Genomic DNA, 16,018 nt, shown 5'->3' with positions numbered 1-16,018 from the left:
ACGACTTTGAGCGATTTGTATTGGATACATTTCGATTTGTGCCTTTGGTAGGGGAGAAGGCTTGGTAGGATTTGGTTATCAGTTGTCAGTTAACGGTTGTCAGTTGTCAGTTAAGGGTTGTCGGTTGTCAGTTAACGGTTGTCAGTTAACGGTTGTCGGTTGTCAGTTAAGGGTTGTCAGTTGTCGGTTAAGGGTTGTCAGTCGTCAGTTAATGGTTGTCAGTTAACTTTATCATACTAACGTGAATTTGGGATTAAAGGAATTGATTTTTGATTAAAGAACAAGGAGCAAGGAATAAAGATAGGTTTCTTAAATCGTGCTTTTTTATACTAGCCGATTCACTATCCGATCAGCCTGGCTTCGAGAAAACCTCAGCCACCGAACAACTGATTCTGGAGCAAGGAATAAAGAGCAAAGACAGATAACCGACAACCCTTTTCAAGGGTCTCACGACCGACAACAGATAACCGACAACCCTCTTCAAATCTCACTAGACTAACCACCTAACTACTAGCTACCTCTTCATCGCCCTGCTCATTTCAAGTTTCGCGTCTCGATCCTTAAGCGTTTCACGTTTGTCGTAAATTTTCTTGCCCTGTGCTAGTCCGATTTCTAGCTTGGCAAACCCTCTTTCTGAAGTAAATATCTTTAATGGGATAATGGTAAATCCTTTTTCCTCAATATTTGTTCTAAGTTTCGCTAATTCCTTTTTGTTCAACAGTAGAATTCTGTCACGCTTTGCTTCATGATTATAGAATGAACCATGAGAATATTCTGCGATCTGCATATTTCGGACATACAATTGACCATCAATAAAAGTGCAGAATGCATCATTGATATCGGCTTTTCCTTCTCTTATGGATTTAATTTCAGTTCCCAAAAGTTTAATTCCGGCTGTATAGGTATCAAGTATGTGATACTCAAAATATGCCCTTTTGTTTTTTATACTAATTCCACTTCCCATAGCTATGCAAATATCCGAAAGAAAATCCACAACAGAAACTTATAATCTTTAGTTTGGAATTACCTTAGTGCAAATTTACAACCTTTGGTTGGGCTTAAATTGTTTTACATTGTGCTAGATTAATCAAATCTTTTTTCAAAAAACAAGCTAATCATTCATTTTAACGATTTTTTTAAGGGGGTAAATAAAATCTGTAATGAGCATTTAGAACTTATCTTGCTAAAGATTATTTAACTATTAAAACTGGAATTTTAACTTTATGACGTACTTTTTCTACCGTCGTGCCAAAGATCAAATCACTGATGCCTGAGTGACCATGAACTCCCATTACTAATAATTCTAATTCTTTTGCTTTAACCACCTCGCAAATGGCTTTTGCAGGACTTCCATAACCGATGGCTATCTCGATTTTATAACCTAAGTTCTCCAAATTTAATTTGTATTTCTCCAAATTCTCGGTATCGCTTTGCGTTTCTAAATCCAAAACCTTTTCACCGTGGAATCTTGCACCTGCCGTCTCAACAATGTGAATGAGGTGATATTCAGCATCTTTACCACCCTGAAGTAGTGCATGACGTAAGGTGTTCCGGTCATTTTTAGAAAAATCAACTGAAATTCCAATTTTATGGTACAGTACTGGTTGAATTTCTCCGATTTCTAATGCTTCACCATGGGGTACATTGGATGATTGAAGCTCATACTTCTTGAAAAAAGGCATGATGAATACATAAAGAAGCAATGCAAAGATCATAATTATCACAGGGATAACAAGTAGATAGATCCACCAAATTCCGACTGTCGTATTTTTAATCCAACCTCCAATCTCTTCAATTACAAGCTGCACATTTAAACTAACAATGATTAATGCGGTAAGCCAGGCAAGAATTTTTACCCAGGTCTTAATTGCATATTCTTTCATTTTTGACTTATCAGAGTTGAAATGAATTAGGGGGATTACCGCAAATCCTAACTGTAAACTCAATACAACCTGACTCAAAACCAACAATCCGCCAAGTGCATCTTCTCCAAAATGGAGAATGGTATAAAATGCTGGAATTATGGCCATTAGCCTTGTTAAAAGACGCCTAATCCAGGGCTGTATTCGTAGTTTAAGATGGCCTTCCATTACGATCTGACCTGCTAAAGTTCCTGTGATGGTAGAACTTTGTCCCGAAGCAATTAATGCAATGGCAAACATGGTTGGTGCTACTGATCCAAAAATATGATCAAGTAATTTATAGGCATCTTGTATTTCTGCTACTTCAAATAAACCATTTTTATAGAAGGCCGTGGCAGCCAGAATTAAGATCGCAGCGTTAACAAAAAAAGCTAGATTTAACGCAATAGTGGTATCAATAAAATTATATTTTAAGGATTCCCTGATGCCTTTTGGTGTTCTTTCGATTTTTCTTGTTTGAACTAAAGAGGAGTGTAAATATAAATTATGTGGCATAACAGTAGCTCCGATTATACCAATAGCAATATAAAGTGCATTTCCCGACAAAATGGATGGTTTAAAACCTGAGATCACTTCTCCAAATACCGGTTCAACGATGAACATTTCGGTTAGGAAAGAGATTCCAACAATAAATACCATAGACACAATGAATACCTCCATCATTCTCATTCCCTTGTTCATTAGGAAAAGCAAGAGGAATGTATCAAGAATCGTTATTGAAATTCCCCAGATTAGTGGTAAGCCGAACAAAAGATTAAGTCCGATTGCCATTCCAATTATCTCTGCCAAATCGCAAGCAATGATAGCAATTTGTGCCAAAGCATAAAGTGGGTAATTGATATAAGCGGGATACGTATTTCGTGAAGCTTGCGCTAGATCTAGTCCGCGGACTATTCCGAGCCTCGCACTCAAAGATTGAAGCAATAATGCCATTAGGTTCGACATGAGTAATACCCATATCAATTTATAACCAAACTGACTACCGCCGGCTATATCTGTTGCCCAGTTTCCTGGATCCATATAGCCAACGCTGACAAGATATGCAGGACCAATAAATGCAAAAAGTTTCCTCCATCCAGTTTTTCCAGAGGTACTTACAGAACCATGAACCTCACTTAATGAATCGTCATTTTTATTCATCATAGCATTACTAAAATATTTTTTGCCACCTCGCGGCTGATTGTTCTGTCTGTAATTTCATTGACTAGTAAAATGATTGATCCGTCGAACTCAATCAACTCGGAGATCATTATTTTGGTTCCAAGTGTTAGCCCTAGTTTTTCAAGTAACTTCAGGAAAACAGATGAATGTTCGCTAACACCTGTAATTATTCCGTATTGGTTCTGAATCATATCTGATATTCGTACCAGCTTTTTTAGAGGTATCGCACCCATACGGTCGGGAATTGGGTCGCCATGTGGGTCTGCAGAAGGATTGCCTAAAAAATCATCTAATCGATTGATTAGCATTTCTGAATTAATATGCTCCAATTCTTCCGCGATATCATGTACCTCATCCCATTTAAAGCCTAGCTTTTCTACCAAAAAAACCTCCCATAAGCGATGCTTCCTGACAATGTTTAATGCTACATTTTTCCCGATTTCAGTTAAGGTAACACCTTGATATCGAATGTAATGAATCAATTTCTTGTCTGATAGTTTTTTTAACATGTCGGTTACAGAGGCTGCTTTGGTATTAGTCATCTCTGCAATCTGGTTTGTGCTCACCACCAAGCTATTAATTGTGCTTAAATGGTAAATAGCTTTTAAGTAATTCTCTTCGGTGAATGAATGCATAAATCTTAAATTAAACAAATCTAATTAATATTTTAGACTAATCTAAAAATTTATAATAAAAAATATATGCTAATTTTATTGGGTTATTTTAAAATAAAATTCGGTGATATCCGTTAAAACTTTTACTTTTGTATCACTTATGGCAATAGAATTGGACAAAATAGATCTTAGAATTTTAAAAATTTTACAAGAAAATGGAAGGATAACCAATCTTCAACTTTCTCATGAAGTAGGTCTTTCTCCGGCGCCAACTCTAGAACGTGTAAGAAAATTAGAGCAATCGAATTACATTAAAAGTTATCATGCACTTGTGGATGAAGAATTACTTGGTTTGGGTATCAAAACCTTCATTCAAATTCAGCTCGACTTTCATAAAAATAATACCATTCAAGTATTTCTTGAAGAAATTGCTGCTATTAAAGAAATTACTGAATGTCACCACGTGACGGGGCAATGTGATTTTCTGCTTAAGGCTTATGTGAAGGATATCAAATCTTATGAGCGATTGATCATGGATAAAATTAGTAAGATTTCGGTCGTTAAAACTTTTCAAACCATGATGATTATGTCGACCAATAAGAAGGAACCTGCAGTTCCATTAGAGTATTAACTAAGTTTTTACTTGTTCTTTTCAATTTAAATCAGCTTAATTGCCAATTTATTTCCTGCTGTCCTGCTTGCTTTAACAACTCATTTGTCTTGATGAAATGATTGCATCCCAAAAAGCCATTATGAGCTGAGAGAGGTGATGGATGCGCTGCGGTTAGAACCACATGTTTTTCTAAATCAATTAGTTTCGATTTAGTTTGTGCGTTCTTCCCCCAAAGTAAGAATACAATTCCGGTCCTTTTCTCAGACAATTCCTGAATAACTTTATCTGTAAATATTTCCCAGCCTTTATTTTGGTGTGATCCTGCCCTTGATTCTTCAACTGTTAGCGTCGAATTCAATAATAATACTCCTTGATTTGCCCATTGACTAAGATCTCCATGTTGGGGATGTTTAAAATCTGGATATTCCAAGTGGAGCTCCTTGAAAATATTTTTTAGAGAGGGTGGAATAGTAACTCCTTTGTTGACTGAAAAAGCTAATCCATGCGCCTGATTAATTCCATGATATGGGTCTTGTCCAAGTATAAGCACCTTAACTTTTTTAAATGTAGTATGATTAAAAGCACTGAATATTAAGTGCTTAGGTGGAAAAACTCGAAGCCCCTTTTCTTGTTGTGAATGAAGAAACAAATCCAGTTTTTTCATGTAATCTTTTTCAAATTCCTCCTTCAAGATATGCTTCCAGCTGGTTTCAATTCGAAAGTCCATATTTTCTTAGATAGATATTGGTTAAACGCTCAAATAAACGGATATTTGTGCTCAATTAAAAAGATAAAAAGATAATGCCTAATTACATCAGATTGATAATTGCAGCCATCGTGTTGGGTGCAGCAGTAGCTTTAATGGTTTTTGGATATTGGGGATGGGGAATTCTCTCAGTTTTCCTATCTATTCTAATTGCAGTTACCTACTTCTATAATGAATATATGCTGATTGCTCAATATTATTTACGTAAAGATAATATGGACAAGGCTGCCGTTTGGTTGAATCGTATTAAAAATGCTGAAACGCAATTATTTAGTGGTCAGCAGGGATATTATAATTTACTTATCGGACTTATTGAATCTCGCAAGGCTCCTTTACAGTCTGAAAAGTATTTTAAGAGAGCTTTAAGTCTAGGAATGACCATGGATCATAATATTGCACTTGCAAAATTAAGCCTTGCAGGTATCGCCATGGCAAAAAGAAATAAAAGGGAAGCTACTTTGTATCTACAAGAAGCTAAAAAAGCCGATAAAAATAAATTGTTGGCTGATCAGATAAAAATGATGAAGGAGCAAATGGGGCAGATGGATCGTACAGTTCAGCAACGTAATTATCGTCAGTTTTAATTGTCTATTTGTCTCTGAGACAATCAAAACGACTTAAAGACTCATAATTTAATTGCGAAAACTTAAGGTCTTCGATTTCAGTAATTGATTCTTCACTAAATTGATTCTGTTCGAAGTTTATTCTTTTTAACAGGTTTTTAATTAGGGAAAGATCGAATTCATCCTTATTAAATTTAATTAGATATTCCTGTTCTGATATGACAATAGTTAATTTCACCATTTTTTATTTCAAAAATAAAAAAAAGCCATTTAACAAAAGTTAAATGGCTTTGATCATTATATTATCTTTCTGTTAACTAAACCATTCTAAAACAGTCTCTTTTGAAGGCATAGTAATTTCAAGTTTCATCTTTTTACGCATCCCACCAAGATCATTAAATACCTTATTCGGATTTCCAGATTTTAATTCATCAAGAGTTTTAAAGCCCATTTTATTTAATACTGGAACCCATTCTGCTGGAATACCCTGTGCAATAAAATCTTCTGATGAAGCTTGTTTTACCTTCTTTTCTGGCCTCATTTGAGGGAAGAATAAAACCTCCTGAATAGTGCTTTGATTGGTCATTAACATTACTAAACGGTCAATACCAATTCCTAAGCCTGATGTTGGTGGCATCCCATACTCTAAAGCTCTTAGAAAATCTTCATCCATTGCCATTGCTTCTTCATCGCCACGTCCAGCTAGCAATAATTGCTCTTCTAAGCGCTCACGCTGGTCGATAGGGTCATTCAGTTCAGTGTACGCATTAGCAATCTCCTTACCCATTACAAATAGCTCGAAACGCTCTACAAGTCCTTCATGACTACGATGTTTTTTAGCTAGTGGGGTCATTTCGATTGGATAGTCGGTGATATAGGTTGGCTGAATTAAAAACTCTTCTACTTTTTCACTAAATATCTCATCAATTAGTTTTCCTCTACCCATGCTTGGGTCTACCTCAATATTTAATTGCTTACAAGTAACTCTAAGAGTTTCTTCATCCATTTCAGAAACATCTATTCCTGTAAACTTTTTAATGGAGTTGTACATGGAAAGTTTCTCATAAGGACCAGCAAATTCAATGATATGGTCACCAACTTTTATGCCTGATTTGCCATGAATGGCGATGGCTACTTTTTCTAGACATTGCTCAACCATACCCATCATCCATATATAATCTTTGTATGCTACATAGATCTCCATGGATGTAAATTCTGGATTATGCGTGCGGTCCATGCCTTCATTTCTGAACATTTTTCCGAACTCATATACACCATCAAAGCCCGCAACAATGAGTCGCTTGAGGTACAATTCATTTGCAATACGCAAATAAAGAGGCATATCTAATGCATTGTGATGCGTGTTGAATGGTCTTGCTGCTGCACCACCGTGTATGGGTTGAAGAATTGGAGTTTCAACTTCCATCCAACCTTGATCATCAAAATATGATCTCATGGTATTGATTACCTTCGACCGCTTTATGAAAATAGACTTGAATTCCGGATTTACTGTTAAATCAACATAGCGCTGTCTGTAACGCATTTCCGGGTCAGTAAAGCCATCGTATGTATTTCCTTCATCATCGCGTTTTACGATGGGTAGGGGCTTCAGCGACTTAGATAAAATTTTCATTTCACTTACGTGAATAGAAATTTCACCGGTTTGTGTTGTAAAAACATATCCAGTGATGCCTACAAAATCACCTATATCTAAAAGCTTCTTAAAAACGGTATTGTAAAGGGTTTTATCCTCTCCTGGGCAGATTTCATCACGGTTAATGTAGGCTTGAATCCTTCCCGTTGAGTCTTGAAGCTCGGCAAATGAGGCACTTCCCATTATCCTTCGACTCATTATTCGGCCGGCAAATTGGATATTTTTATAGGATGTTTTATCGCGTTCGTAATTATCTAAAATATCCTTTGCAAATGCGTTTACTTCAAATGCTTCTGGTGGGTAGGGGTCAATTCCAAGGTTTCGTAATTCAGCTAAGGCCTCTCGGCGCAAAATCTCCAATTCAGATAATCCGATGCTCATTTATTTAAAATTTGTGCAAAAATAAGAAAAAGCACGTATAGATTCTATCTTTTACATGCATCATGCTGATGTTTGATTAAGAAAATTTAAAAGAATAGATAAATCTGCTCTTAAAATCGATTAATGTCGAATTTCAAATTAGTCGACTTCTGTTTCTTGTAAATATAAGGCACTGATGTCATCAGCATATTTCTTCTCAATCGCTTTTCTTTTTGCCTTCATGGTTGGTGTAATTTCACCTTCTTCAATGCTAAAAGGGTTTCTTTTGACTAAAAACGACTTCATTCGCTCAAATTTGGCTAATTCGTTGGAATATTTTTTAATATCTTCATTTAACCAATCAAGTATTTTTGGGTCCCTGATAAACGAATCTTTCTCTTGAAAATACTCATCATTCAAGTTGAAAGTTTCTTGTAGAACCTCCCTTGAAGGAATTACGATAGCTGTAACGTATTCTCGCTTATCACCAATCAAGAATATTTGTTCAATTTTAGGACTCTTTAAATAGGTGTTTTCGACTGGTGTAGGATAAATATTTTTGCCATAAGCATTTACCAGCATATTTTTAATTCTGTCGGTAATCTGAAGATTTCCCTTGAAGTAACGACCTACATCACCCGTATGAAACCATCCATCTGGGTCAATCACTTCAGCAGTCTCCAAAGGCTTATTCCAATACCCTTTCATTACACAATGACCTCTAACAATAATCTCACCTTCTGCACACTCAAAATTCTCATCAAAGCTTTCATGAGTTTGAATACAAATAATTTTCTTACTTTCTACATCTTGTATGGCTACTTCAATGCCTGGAATAATCCGACCTACGGTTCCATAAACCTGGCGGTGATATTCTGTAACCGACATTACTGGAGAGGTTTCTGTTAATCCAAATCCCTCTAAAACCTTAATCCCTAAATTGCCAAAGAATTCACCCACGTTTTTAGGTAAAGCAGCTCCACCTGAAAGCATAAACTTTAAACGACCACCGGTTTTCTCTTTTATTTTACTGAAAACTAATTTTTCTGCAATAGCCTTCTTGGCCTCTAAAATAAAACTTGCTTTTTTACCAGCTTCGTGTGTTTCACGGTATTCTTTTCCAATTTGAATGGCCCATAAAAATATTTTAGCCTTTGCTCCGCCAGCAGAGGTGCCATTTTTCATCGCTTTATCGTGAATGCGTTCCAGTAAACGAGGAACACAACTCATTACTGTGGGCTTTACTTCGCCCATATTTTTTGCTAAAAGCTCTAGACTTTGAGCAAAAGCGATTTTGCTTCCTACGGCACAACATACATGATAAGTTGCTGTACGCTCAAATACATGAGATAATGGCAGAAATGAAAGAAAAAGATCGTCTTTATTGATTACAGGAATCTGTTGCAAGCAAACTTTTACGTTTTGAACGAAATTGGAATGCGTTAACATAACACCTTTCGGAGTTCCAGTTGTGCCTGAAGTGTAAATTAACGAGGTTAAATTACTTGGAAGAATAGCTTCCCTAGCAATTTCTATCTGTTTTTTATAGCGGTCTAAACTTTTTTTACCTTCTTCTATAAGATTTTTAAAACTAATTACTCCTGCATTTAAATTAGCATCAGGCAGGTATTTTTGATAATCATCAAAAACTGGAATGATTCTTTGTAAACTAGGGCAATTATTTGCGATTTTTAGTATTTTTCTGAGTAAAAAGGGACTTCCTACTAAGAGAGTCTTTGCTCCCGAATCATTTAAGATATATTCAATTTCTGCTTCTGAAAGTGTAGGATAGATCGATACGTTGACTCCACCGATTTGTTGTAAACCTTGATCATAATAAACCCAATCAACTGAGTTTTCAATGATTAGGGCCAATCGGTCGCCATTAATAATTCCCAATTCAAGAAAATAACTTGAAATGGCATCAGCGGTATCTAATACTTGTTTATAGCTGAGTTCTACCCAACTTTCTTTTACCTTGTGGATTAAAAAAGTGGTGTTTTCATCGTGAACATACCCGACTACATTTCTGATTAATTGCGGAACGGTGGTTAATTCTGTAATTGAATTCATTTTGAGTGTGTATGAAATTTATAATTAACAAGTATAACAGAATACCTGTAAAAAAACAAAAGGCTCTTAAAAGAGCCTTTTGTTTTTTATTTATAAGTTAAAAAATTCATTAGATGCTGATTACTAGTGCTTTACACAGAGAAACTTTCTCCGCATCCACAAGTTCTAGAAGCATTTGGATTGATGAAATTAAAGCCTTTACCATTTAAACCGTCCGAAAAATCAAGTTCTGTACCTGCGAGGTATAAAAAAGATTTCATATCTAGGGCTAAACGTATCCCCTGATCTTCAAAAAATTGATCGCCAGGTTTATCTTCATTATCGAAATCCATTTTGTAAGATAAGCCAGAACAACCTCCTCCTTGAACAGAAACACGTAAGAAATAACTCTTATCGAGTTGGTTTTCAGACATCAGTTGTTCAACTTTGCTTTTCGCTTTATCTGTTACAGTTACCATCTTAATTATTATAAAGTTTTCTAGCTTTTAAAGCCAGGAAATTTTAGTGGTGAGATTTAGCTACTTCTAATGCTTCTAATCCGTTTTTTACGCGGTAATCATTAATTGCTGCCTTAATTGCGTCTTCAGCTAAAACTGAACAATGAATTTTAACTGGAGGTAATGCTAATTCTTCAACAATATCCATATTGTCAATTTTCATTGCATCATCAATTGATTTACCTTTTAACCATTCAGTTGCAAGCGAAGATGAAGCGATTGCCGATCCACATCCGAAAGTTTTGAATTTTGCATCAGTGATCATATGATTTTCATCAACTTCAATTTGTAAACGCATTACGTCGCCACATTCAGGCGCTCCAACTAACCCTGTTCCAACTTTAGTGCTGCTTTTATCAAGCGTTCCTACATTACGTGGATTGGAATAATGATCAATTACTTTTTCTGAGTATGCCATTTTTTTTGATATTTAATACCGGTTAACCGGTTGTGAATTTAATTTTTGTTATTTGTTTTTAACGATTGTCTGTTGTCTGTTGTCAGTTATCAGTTGTCAGTTGTCAGTTGTCAGTTGTTAGTTGTCAATGACAGTTGTCAGTTGTCAGTTATCAGTTATCAGTTGTCAGTTGTCAGTTATCAGTTGTCAATGACAGTTGTCTGTTATCAGTTGTCTGTTATCAGTTATTAGTTTGGTTTTATTCAAGTATATTACTTACTAATTATAACTTTATTACTTACAACTTATTAATAAAACTTAATACTTATAACTTATTAGTATAGATTATTAATAAAATTCTTTAGTGCTCTGCCCACTCAATCTTGTCGAGATCAATTCCTTCTTTGAACATTTCCCAAAGTGGCGAAAGATCGCGTAGGTGATTTACCGCTTTTTTAGTTTGTTCAATTGCAAAAACAACTTCCTCTTCTGTAGTAAAACGACCCAAGCCAAAACGAATAGATGAATGTGCCAAATCATCTGAAAGGCCCAAGCTCTTTAGAACATACGATGGTTCTAATGAAGCCGATGTACAAGCCGATCCTGAAGAAACAGCTAAATCTTTCATTGCCATCATTAATCCTTCACCTTCAACATATTTAAATGAAATATTAGCCACGTGTGGTAATCGGTGATCAATATTTCCATTTACATAGCTCTCCTCTAATACAGTAAGTTCAACTTGTAATTTATCACGTAATTTAGAAAGACGTTTTGCTTCTTGATCCATTTCTAAGCGACAAAGTTCAGCTGCTTTACCAAAACCAACAATTCCGGGAACATTTAATGTTCCTGAACGCATCCCTCTTTCATGACCTCCACCATCCATTTGAGCAGTAACCTTAACTCTTGGATTTTTACGTCGCACATACAATGCTCCAACACCCTTTGGTCCGTACATTTTGTGAGCTGTAAAAGCCATTAAATCAATTCCGTCAGCGTTTACATCAACTGGTATCTTACCAACAGCTTGGACAGCATCGCTCATAAATAAAGCTCCATGCTTGTGTGCAATTGCAGAGATTTCTCTTATTGGTTGAATAACACCAATTTCATTGTTTCCAAACATAATGGCAACGAGAATGGTCTTTTCAGTCATTGCCGCTTCTAATTCAGCAAGGTCAATCATTCCATCAGACTTAACCCCAAGGTAAGTTACTTCGCCACCAAGTTTTTCAACGTGTTTGCAGGCATCCAGGACTGCTTTATGTTCAGTAACGCAGGTAATAATGTGATTTCCTTTGTCTTTATACATCTCAAAAACACCCTTAATAGCCAGGTTATCTGATTCTGTAGCTCCAGAAGTGAAAATAATTTCTTTTTCATTAGCTCCAATCAGCTTTGCAACCTGCTCACGCGCATAATCAACACCCTCTTCTGCAGCCCATCCGAAAGCATGATTTCTGCTTGCTGCATTTCCAAATTTTGCATTAAAATAAGGTAGCATAGCATCCAAAACACGTGGATCCATTGGAGTTGTAGAGTTATTATCTAAATATATAGGCAATTCCATTTCGAGATATTTATAGTCTTATTTAATTTTAAACAAAGATATGAAATATTTTTTTCAGTAATTGTCAATTTTGTCTATGTAGGTATAGATAAAATGGTCATTTTTATGCCATATTAATATGAATATGAATAAGATAGAGCACATTGGAATAGCAGTAAAAAGCTTAAAGGATGCCTCCACAGTTTATGAAAGACTACTTGGTTTGTCAAGCTATAAAAAAGAGGAGGTTATTTCCGAAATGGTGATTACTGAGTTCTTTCAAATTGGTGAAAGTAAGATAGAATTATTAGAAGCAAGCTCGTCGGACAGTTCGATAAACAAATTTATTGAAAAGCGTGGAGAGGGTATTCATCATATTGCCTTTGCTGTAGATGACATTGTAAAGGAAATGGCTCGATTAAAAAGTGAGGGTTTCCTGCTTTTAAGTGATAGTCCTAAAAATGGCGCTGATAATAAATTGGTGTGTTTCGTGCATCCTAAATCATCAAATGGAGTTTTAATAGAACTTTGCCAAGAAATAAAATAAATAAAAAATCATCTTGCATTTTAGTTTAAAAGCCTTCTGAATCGTTTTTGAACTCTTGTGAAATAATAGAATGAGATATTTTTCAAAATTACTTTTCACAAGTTGTATTTTTTGCTATATTTGCACCTCTTAAAAAGTATTGAAGATGAAAGCTGAATTGCATCCCAAAAATTATAGGTTAGTTGTGTTCAAGGACATGTCTAACGAATATTCTTTCTTAACTAAATCTTGTATTGATACTAAAGAAAGTATTAAATGGGAAGATGGTAATGAATATCCTCTAGTTAAATTAGAAATTTCTCATACCTCACACCCGTTTTACACAGGTAAAATGAAACTAGTTGATACTGCTGGACGTATCGATAAGTTCCGTACCCGTTACGAAAAAAAATAATTATTTGATGAATAATAGCAGAAGTCCCCACTCATAAGGTCGGGACTTTTGTTATTTTTGTGCTATGGGTATCATACTTTTCGACGATCAGTTTCGTGCCAATTTATTACCATTGGCATTTACAAGGCCTATTTCTGAGTTCAGGGTTGGTATTTTGACTATCTCTGAAAAATGGAAACGCTATCTAAATTCAGAGATTTCTTATCTCACCGAAGCTTATCTTCAGGAAAAATACCCGCTTTTTATAGGTTCCGACAATCTTTTTATTAATTCTGCTTTCTGTCCCGACCAAGGTCTTCTCTCTGCAATCGCTGGATTGAAGGAAGGGGAAGCTCTTGTTTCGGACACAATATTAATCGCTTTAAGGTTAAATGAATTAGGAGCCAAACAATTTAACTTGGATTCGCTTTCAGCTTATCAAAAGATTGAATACTTATTGCCTTTTGTGAGAATCGCATTTCCTGAAAATATTTTTTCATTCAATGGTTTGGAGATTAAAAAAGATTTCGATTTAATTACAAAAGGACGAATCTCTGCTAGTCTGAGTAGTACAAATACCATTCTTGGTGATCAAATTTTTGTTGAGGAAGGTGTTGAGGCGGAGTGTTCTACTTTCAATACTAAATTAGGTCCCATTTATCTCGGAAAAGATTCAGTAATTATGGAAGGCTGTCATGTTCGAGGTCCCTTTGCACTTTGTGAAAGTGCGATACTGAAGATGGGTGCTAAAATTTATGGCATGACTACCATCGGTCCGCATTCAAAAGCTGGTGGCGAGATAAATAATTCAGTCATTTTTGCTAATTCTGCCAAAGGACATGAGGGTTATTTGGGTAATTCTGTTTTGGGTGAATGGTGTAATATTGGCGCGGATAGTAATAATTCTAATATGAAGAATAATTATGCGGAGGTAAGATTGTGGGATTATTCAAGTGAAAGTTTTAGAAGAACTGGACTTCAGTTTTGCGGTTTAATTATGGCTGATCATGCTAAATGCGCAATTAATACGATGTTCAACACAGGCACTGTAGTAGGGGTTAGTGCAAATTTGTTCGGATCAGGTTTTCCCAGAAACTTTGTTCCTGATTTTTCCTGGGGAGGGAACCAGGGATTTGAAATTTATTCGTTAATGAAGATGTTTGAAACCGCGAAGAAGGTATCTATTAGAAGAAATATTGAGTTTAATGAAGTTGAACAGAAAATATTAACGCATATTTTTGAGCTTACAGAAAAACACAGAAGGTTTTAATATCAATAATAAAAATTTAGAATGAGAAAAAATATAGTCGCTGGTAACTGGAAAATGAATTTGGATTTGGAACAAGGAATTCATCTTTTTAATGAAATTCAAGACCTTCTTAAAGTAGAACTCCGTGGAGAGCAAGAAGTGATTGTTTGTTCACCAAGCATTCATTTGAATAGCCTCGCAAAAGCTTTAAATGATACAAGTAAATTATCAATTGGAGCTCAAAATTGTCACCAAGCAGAAAATGGCGCCTATACAGGAGAAGTTTCAGCTCAAATGATTGCTTCTGCCGGTGCAAAATATGTAATTATTGGGCATTCAGAGCGTAGATTATATTTTTCTGAGTCAAGCTCCTTGCTCGCACAGAAATTAGATACAACTTTGAAAAATGGTTTACTTCCGATATTTTGTATTGGTGAGACATTGGAGCAGAGAAATGGTGGTACCTATTTTGATGTGATTAAAGAGCAAATTTCTGAAGCATCTTTTCATCTGGATGGGTCAGAATATGGTAAATTAATTTTAGCCTATGAGCCAGTGTGGGCAATTGGTACAGGTTTAACTGCAAGCCCAGAGCAAGCACAAGAAATCCATCTGTTTATTCGTAACCTAATTGTCGAAAAATATGGGCAGTCTCTAGCTGAAAACATCACTATCTTATATGGAGGAAGTTGTAACCCAAAAAATGCTGCTGAGCTTTTCGCACAGCCAGACATTGATGGAGGATTGATTGGTGGTGCTTCTTTAAAAGCTCGTGATTTTGTAGATATTATTAAAGCACTGAATTAAGCATGATTTATAGTGAAGTTTTAGTCAATGTTACTTCAAATGAGGATTTCCATAAAGATTTATTAATCAATGCTTTATCTGAAATAGGCTTTGATACCTTCGAAGATCTTGATAATGGGTTTAAGGCCTATATCCCTTCTTCGGCACTTAATTTAGAAGCTCTTGAACAATTAAAGAAAACATTTGAACAAATGTTTTCTTTTTCTTTTACAACCCAGAGTATTCCTCATCAAAATTGGAACGAGATTTGGGAAAGTAATTTTGAGCCACTTCAGGTAGCAAATCGTTGTTATATTCGTGCAACTTTTCATGAGCCACAGCCTCAATTTGAATATGAAATAATAATCGATCCTAAGATGGCTTTTGGTACCGGCCATCATCAAACCACTGCTTTAATGATGGAATTTATGCTGGCTGAAAATTTTTCTGGGCAAAAAGTATTAGACATGGGGTGTGGTACTGGAATTTTGGCGATTTTAGCCTCTAAAATGGGTGCAAAAGAGGTTTTAGCGATAGATTATGATGATGTTTGCTACGATAGTACACTTGAAAATGCGCTACTTAATAAAACAAATAATATCGAAGCCCTATGCGGATCTAAAGAAGTGATTCCAAATCAAAAGTTTGATATTATTCTCGCTAACATAAATAGAAATATTTTATTGGATCAGTTGGATACTTATTCTGTAGCCTCAAAACATGAAACGAAACTATTTTTAAGTGGCTTTTATGAAGATCCAGATTTAGAAATTATTAAGAAAAAATGCGATTCGATTGGATTTAAATATAATGGACATAAAGTTCTTAATGCATGGGTGTCCGCTAAATTCGTTTTTTCTAATAAGTAATTATACTTATTCTAGTCCAATA

At 35.4% G+C, this 16,018-nt stretch carries 16 protein-coding genes; 7 read left to right on the top strand and 9 right to left on the bottom strand.

What is annotated here, in order from left to right:
* Window positions 1–514: 514 nt before the first annotated feature.
* From smpB to ACILQF_RS04055, 3 genes are all read right to left on the bottom strand, one after another.
* Window positions 515–964: an SsrA-binding protein SmpB gene (gene smpB, locus ACILQF_RS04065; protein WP_090698302.1), complete on the bottom strand. Its 450-nt coding sequence runs from the start codon at window positions 962–964 to the stop codon at window positions 515–517.
* Between the two features lie 226 nt (window positions 965–1,190).
* Window positions 1,191–3,062 carry an Nramp family divalent metal transporter gene (locus ACILQF_RS04060; protein ID WP_395626131.1) on the bottom strand — a complete coding sequence of 624 codons (1,872 nt, stop codon included), beginning with the start codon at window positions 3,060–3,062 and terminating at the stop codon, window positions 1,191–1,193.
* Window positions 3,062–3,718, bottom strand: a complete 657-nt coding sequence (locus ACILQF_RS04055; protein WP_395626130.1) for a metal-dependent transcriptional regulator — start codon at window positions 3,716–3,718, stop codon at window positions 3,062–3,064. The genes ACILQF_RS04060 and ACILQF_RS04055 overlap by 1 nt, the downstream gene beginning before the upstream one ends.
* 139 nt (window positions 3,719–3,857) lie before the next feature.
* On the opposite strand from ACILQF_RS04055, the gene ACILQF_RS04050 reads away from it, so the two are divergent.
* A complete protein-coding gene (locus ACILQF_RS04050) occupies window positions 3,858–4,328 on the top strand; it encodes an Lrp/AsnC family transcriptional regulator (RefSeq protein WP_291401297.1) in 471 nt (156 codons plus the stop codon).
* A gap of 31 nt (window positions 4,329–4,359) precedes the next feature.
* Here ACILQF_RS04050 and ung read toward each other — a convergent pair whose 3' ends face one another.
* Complete coding sequence (gene ung / locus ACILQF_RS04045) at window positions 4,360–5,037, bottom strand: uracil-DNA glycosylase (protein WP_395626129.1); 678 nt, start codon at window positions 5,035–5,037, stop codon at window positions 4,360–4,362.
* Between the two features lie 74 nt (window positions 5,038–5,111).
* Between ung and ACILQF_RS04040 the strand changes: the two genes are divergently transcribed.
* Window positions 5,112–5,660 carry a DUF2892 domain-containing protein gene (locus tag ACILQF_RS04040; RefSeq protein ID WP_395626128.1) on the top strand — a complete coding sequence of 183 codons (549 nt, stop codon included), beginning with the start codon at window positions 5,112–5,114 and terminating at the stop codon, window positions 5,658–5,660.
* Between the two features lie 292 nt (window positions 5,661–5,952).
* Here ACILQF_RS04040 and lysS read toward each other — a convergent pair whose 3' ends face one another.
* From lysS to ACILQF_RS04015, 5 genes are all read right to left on the bottom strand, one after another.
* Window positions 5,953–7,674: a lysine--tRNA ligase gene (lysS, locus tag ACILQF_RS04035; protein WP_395626127.1), complete on the bottom strand. Its 1,722-nt coding sequence runs from the start codon at window positions 7,672–7,674 to the stop codon at window positions 5,953–5,955.
* Window positions 7,675–7,812: 138 nt separating this feature from the next.
* Entirely contained in the window at window positions 7,813–9,726 is a 1,914-nt protein-coding gene (locus ACILQF_RS04030) for an AMP-dependent synthetase/ligase (RefSeq protein ID WP_395626126.1), read from the bottom strand.
* A gap of 131 nt (window positions 9,727–9,857) precedes the next feature.
* Window positions 9,858–10,184: a HesB/IscA family protein gene (locus ACILQF_RS04025; protein WP_395626125.1), complete on the bottom strand. Its 327-nt coding sequence runs from the start codon at window positions 10,182–10,184 to the stop codon at window positions 9,858–9,860.
* Between the two features lie 43 nt (window positions 10,185–10,227).
* Window positions 10,228–10,641, bottom strand: coding sequence for a Fe-S cluster assembly scaffold IscU (iscU, locus tag ACILQF_RS04020; protein ID WP_395626124.1), 414 nt, complete (start codon window positions 10,639–10,641; stop codon window positions 10,228–10,230).
* Window positions 10,642–10,981: 340 nt separating this feature from the next.
* A complete protein-coding gene (locus ACILQF_RS04015; RefSeq protein ID WP_395626123.1) occupies window positions 10,982–12,193 on the bottom strand; it encodes an IscS subfamily cysteine desulfurase in 1,212 nt (403 codons plus the stop codon).
* A 124-nt stretch (window positions 12,194–12,317) separates the two neighbouring features.
* On the opposite strand from ACILQF_RS04015, the gene mce reads away from it, so the two are divergent.
* The 5 genes from mce to prmA all read left to right on the top strand — a co-directional run bounded on the left by mce (window position 12,318) and on the right by prmA (window position 15,996).
* The gene (gene mce, locus ACILQF_RS04010; RefSeq protein ID WP_395626122.1) at window positions 12,318–12,719 is read left to right on the top strand and encodes a methylmalonyl-CoA epimerase; all 402 of its coding nucleotides are present in this window, start codon (window positions 12,318–12,320) and stop codon (window positions 12,717–12,719) included.
* A gap of 145 nt (window positions 12,720–12,864) precedes the next feature.
* Entirely contained in the window at window positions 12,865–13,113 is a 249-nt protein-coding gene (locus tag ACILQF_RS04005; protein ID WP_291401318.1) for a type B 50S ribosomal protein L31, read from the top strand.
* Between the two features lie 64 nt (window positions 13,114–13,177).
* Window positions 13,178–14,362: a GlmU family protein gene (locus tag ACILQF_RS04000; RefSeq protein WP_395626121.1), complete on the top strand. Its 1,185-nt coding sequence runs from the start codon at window positions 13,178–13,180 to the stop codon at window positions 14,360–14,362.
* Window positions 14,363–14,383: 21 nt separating this feature from the next.
* Window positions 14,384–15,148, top strand: coding sequence for a triose-phosphate isomerase (gene tpiA / locus ACILQF_RS03995; protein ID WP_395626120.1), 765 nt, complete (start codon window positions 14,384–14,386; stop codon window positions 15,146–15,148).
* A 2-nt stretch (window positions 15,149–15,150) separates the two neighbouring features.
* On the top strand, window positions 15,151–15,996 hold the full coding sequence (gene prmA, locus ACILQF_RS03990; protein WP_395626119.1) for a 50S ribosomal protein L11 methyltransferase: 846 nt from the start codon (window positions 15,151–15,153) through the stop codon (window positions 15,994–15,996).
* Window positions 15,997–16,018: the final 22 nt, after the last annotated feature.

This window comes from Daejeonella sp., from assembly GCF_044232565.1.
Taxonomy (GTDB): Bacteria; Bacteroidota; Bacteroidia; order Sphingobacteriales; family Sphingobacteriaceae; genus Daejeonella.
The sequence above is the reverse complement of the archived record's forward strand: the minus strand, read 5'-3'. Positions and strand labels throughout refer to the sequence as shown.

Excerpts from the sequence above, each read along its gene's own strand:
- mce (WP_395626122.1), top strand. The coding sequence starts at position 12,318 with ATGAATAAGATAGAGCACATTGGAATAGCAGTAAAAAGCTTAAAGGAT.
- smpB (WP_090698302.1), bottom strand. The coding sequence starts at position 964 with ATGGGAAGTGGAATTAGTATAAAAAACAAAAGGGCATATTTTGAGTAT.
- ACILQF_RS04005 (WP_291401318.1), top strand. The coding sequence starts at position 12,865 with ATGAAAGCTGAATTGCATCCCAAAAATTATAGGTTAGTTGTGTTCAAG.
- tpiA (WP_395626120.1), top strand. The coding sequence starts at position 14,384 with ATGAGAAAAAATATAGTCGCTGGTAACTGGAAAATGAATTTGGATTTG.
- prmA (WP_395626119.1), top strand. The coding sequence starts at position 15,151 with ATGATTTATAGTGAAGTTTTAGTCAATGTTACTTCAAATGAGGATTTC.
- ACILQF_RS04050 (WP_291401297.1), top strand. The coding sequence starts at position 3,858 with ATGGCAATAGAATTGGACAAAATAGATCTTAGAATTTTAAAAATTTTA.
- lysS (WP_395626127.1), bottom strand. The coding sequence starts at position 7,674 with ATGAGCATCGGATTATCTGAATTGGAGATTTTGCGCCGAGAGGCCTTA.
- ACILQF_RS04060 (WP_395626131.1), bottom strand. The coding sequence starts at position 3,062 with ATGAATAAAAATGACGATTCATTAAGTGAGGTTCATGGTTCTGTAAGT.
- ACILQF_RS04030 (WP_395626126.1), bottom strand. The coding sequence starts at position 9,726 with ATGAATTCAATTACAGAATTAACCACCGTTCCGCAATTAATCAGAAAT.
- ACILQF_RS04000 (WP_395626121.1), top strand. The coding sequence starts at position 13,178 with ATGGGTATCATACTTTTCGACGATCAGTTTCGTGCCAATTTATTACCA.
- iscU (WP_395626124.1), bottom strand. The coding sequence starts at position 10,641 with ATGGCATACTCAGAAAAAGTAATTGATCATTATTCCAATCCACGTAAT.
- ACILQF_RS04055 (WP_395626130.1), bottom strand. The coding sequence starts at position 3,718 with ATGCATTCATTCACCGAAGAGAATTACTTAAAAGCTATTTACCATTTA.
- ACILQF_RS04040 (WP_395626128.1), top strand. The coding sequence starts at position 5,112 with ATGCCTAATTACATCAGATTGATAATTGCAGCCATCGTGTTGGGTGCA.
- ACILQF_RS04015 (WP_395626123.1), bottom strand. The coding sequence starts at position 12,193 with ATGGAATTGCCTATATATTTAGATAATAACTCTACAACTCCAATGGAT.
- ACILQF_RS04025 (WP_395626125.1), bottom strand. The coding sequence starts at position 10,184 with ATGGTAACTGTAACAGATAAAGCGAAAAGCAAAGTTGAACAACTGATG.
- ung (WP_395626129.1), bottom strand. The coding sequence starts at position 5,037 with ATGGACTTTCGAATTGAAACCAGCTGGAAGCATATCTTGAAGGAGGAA.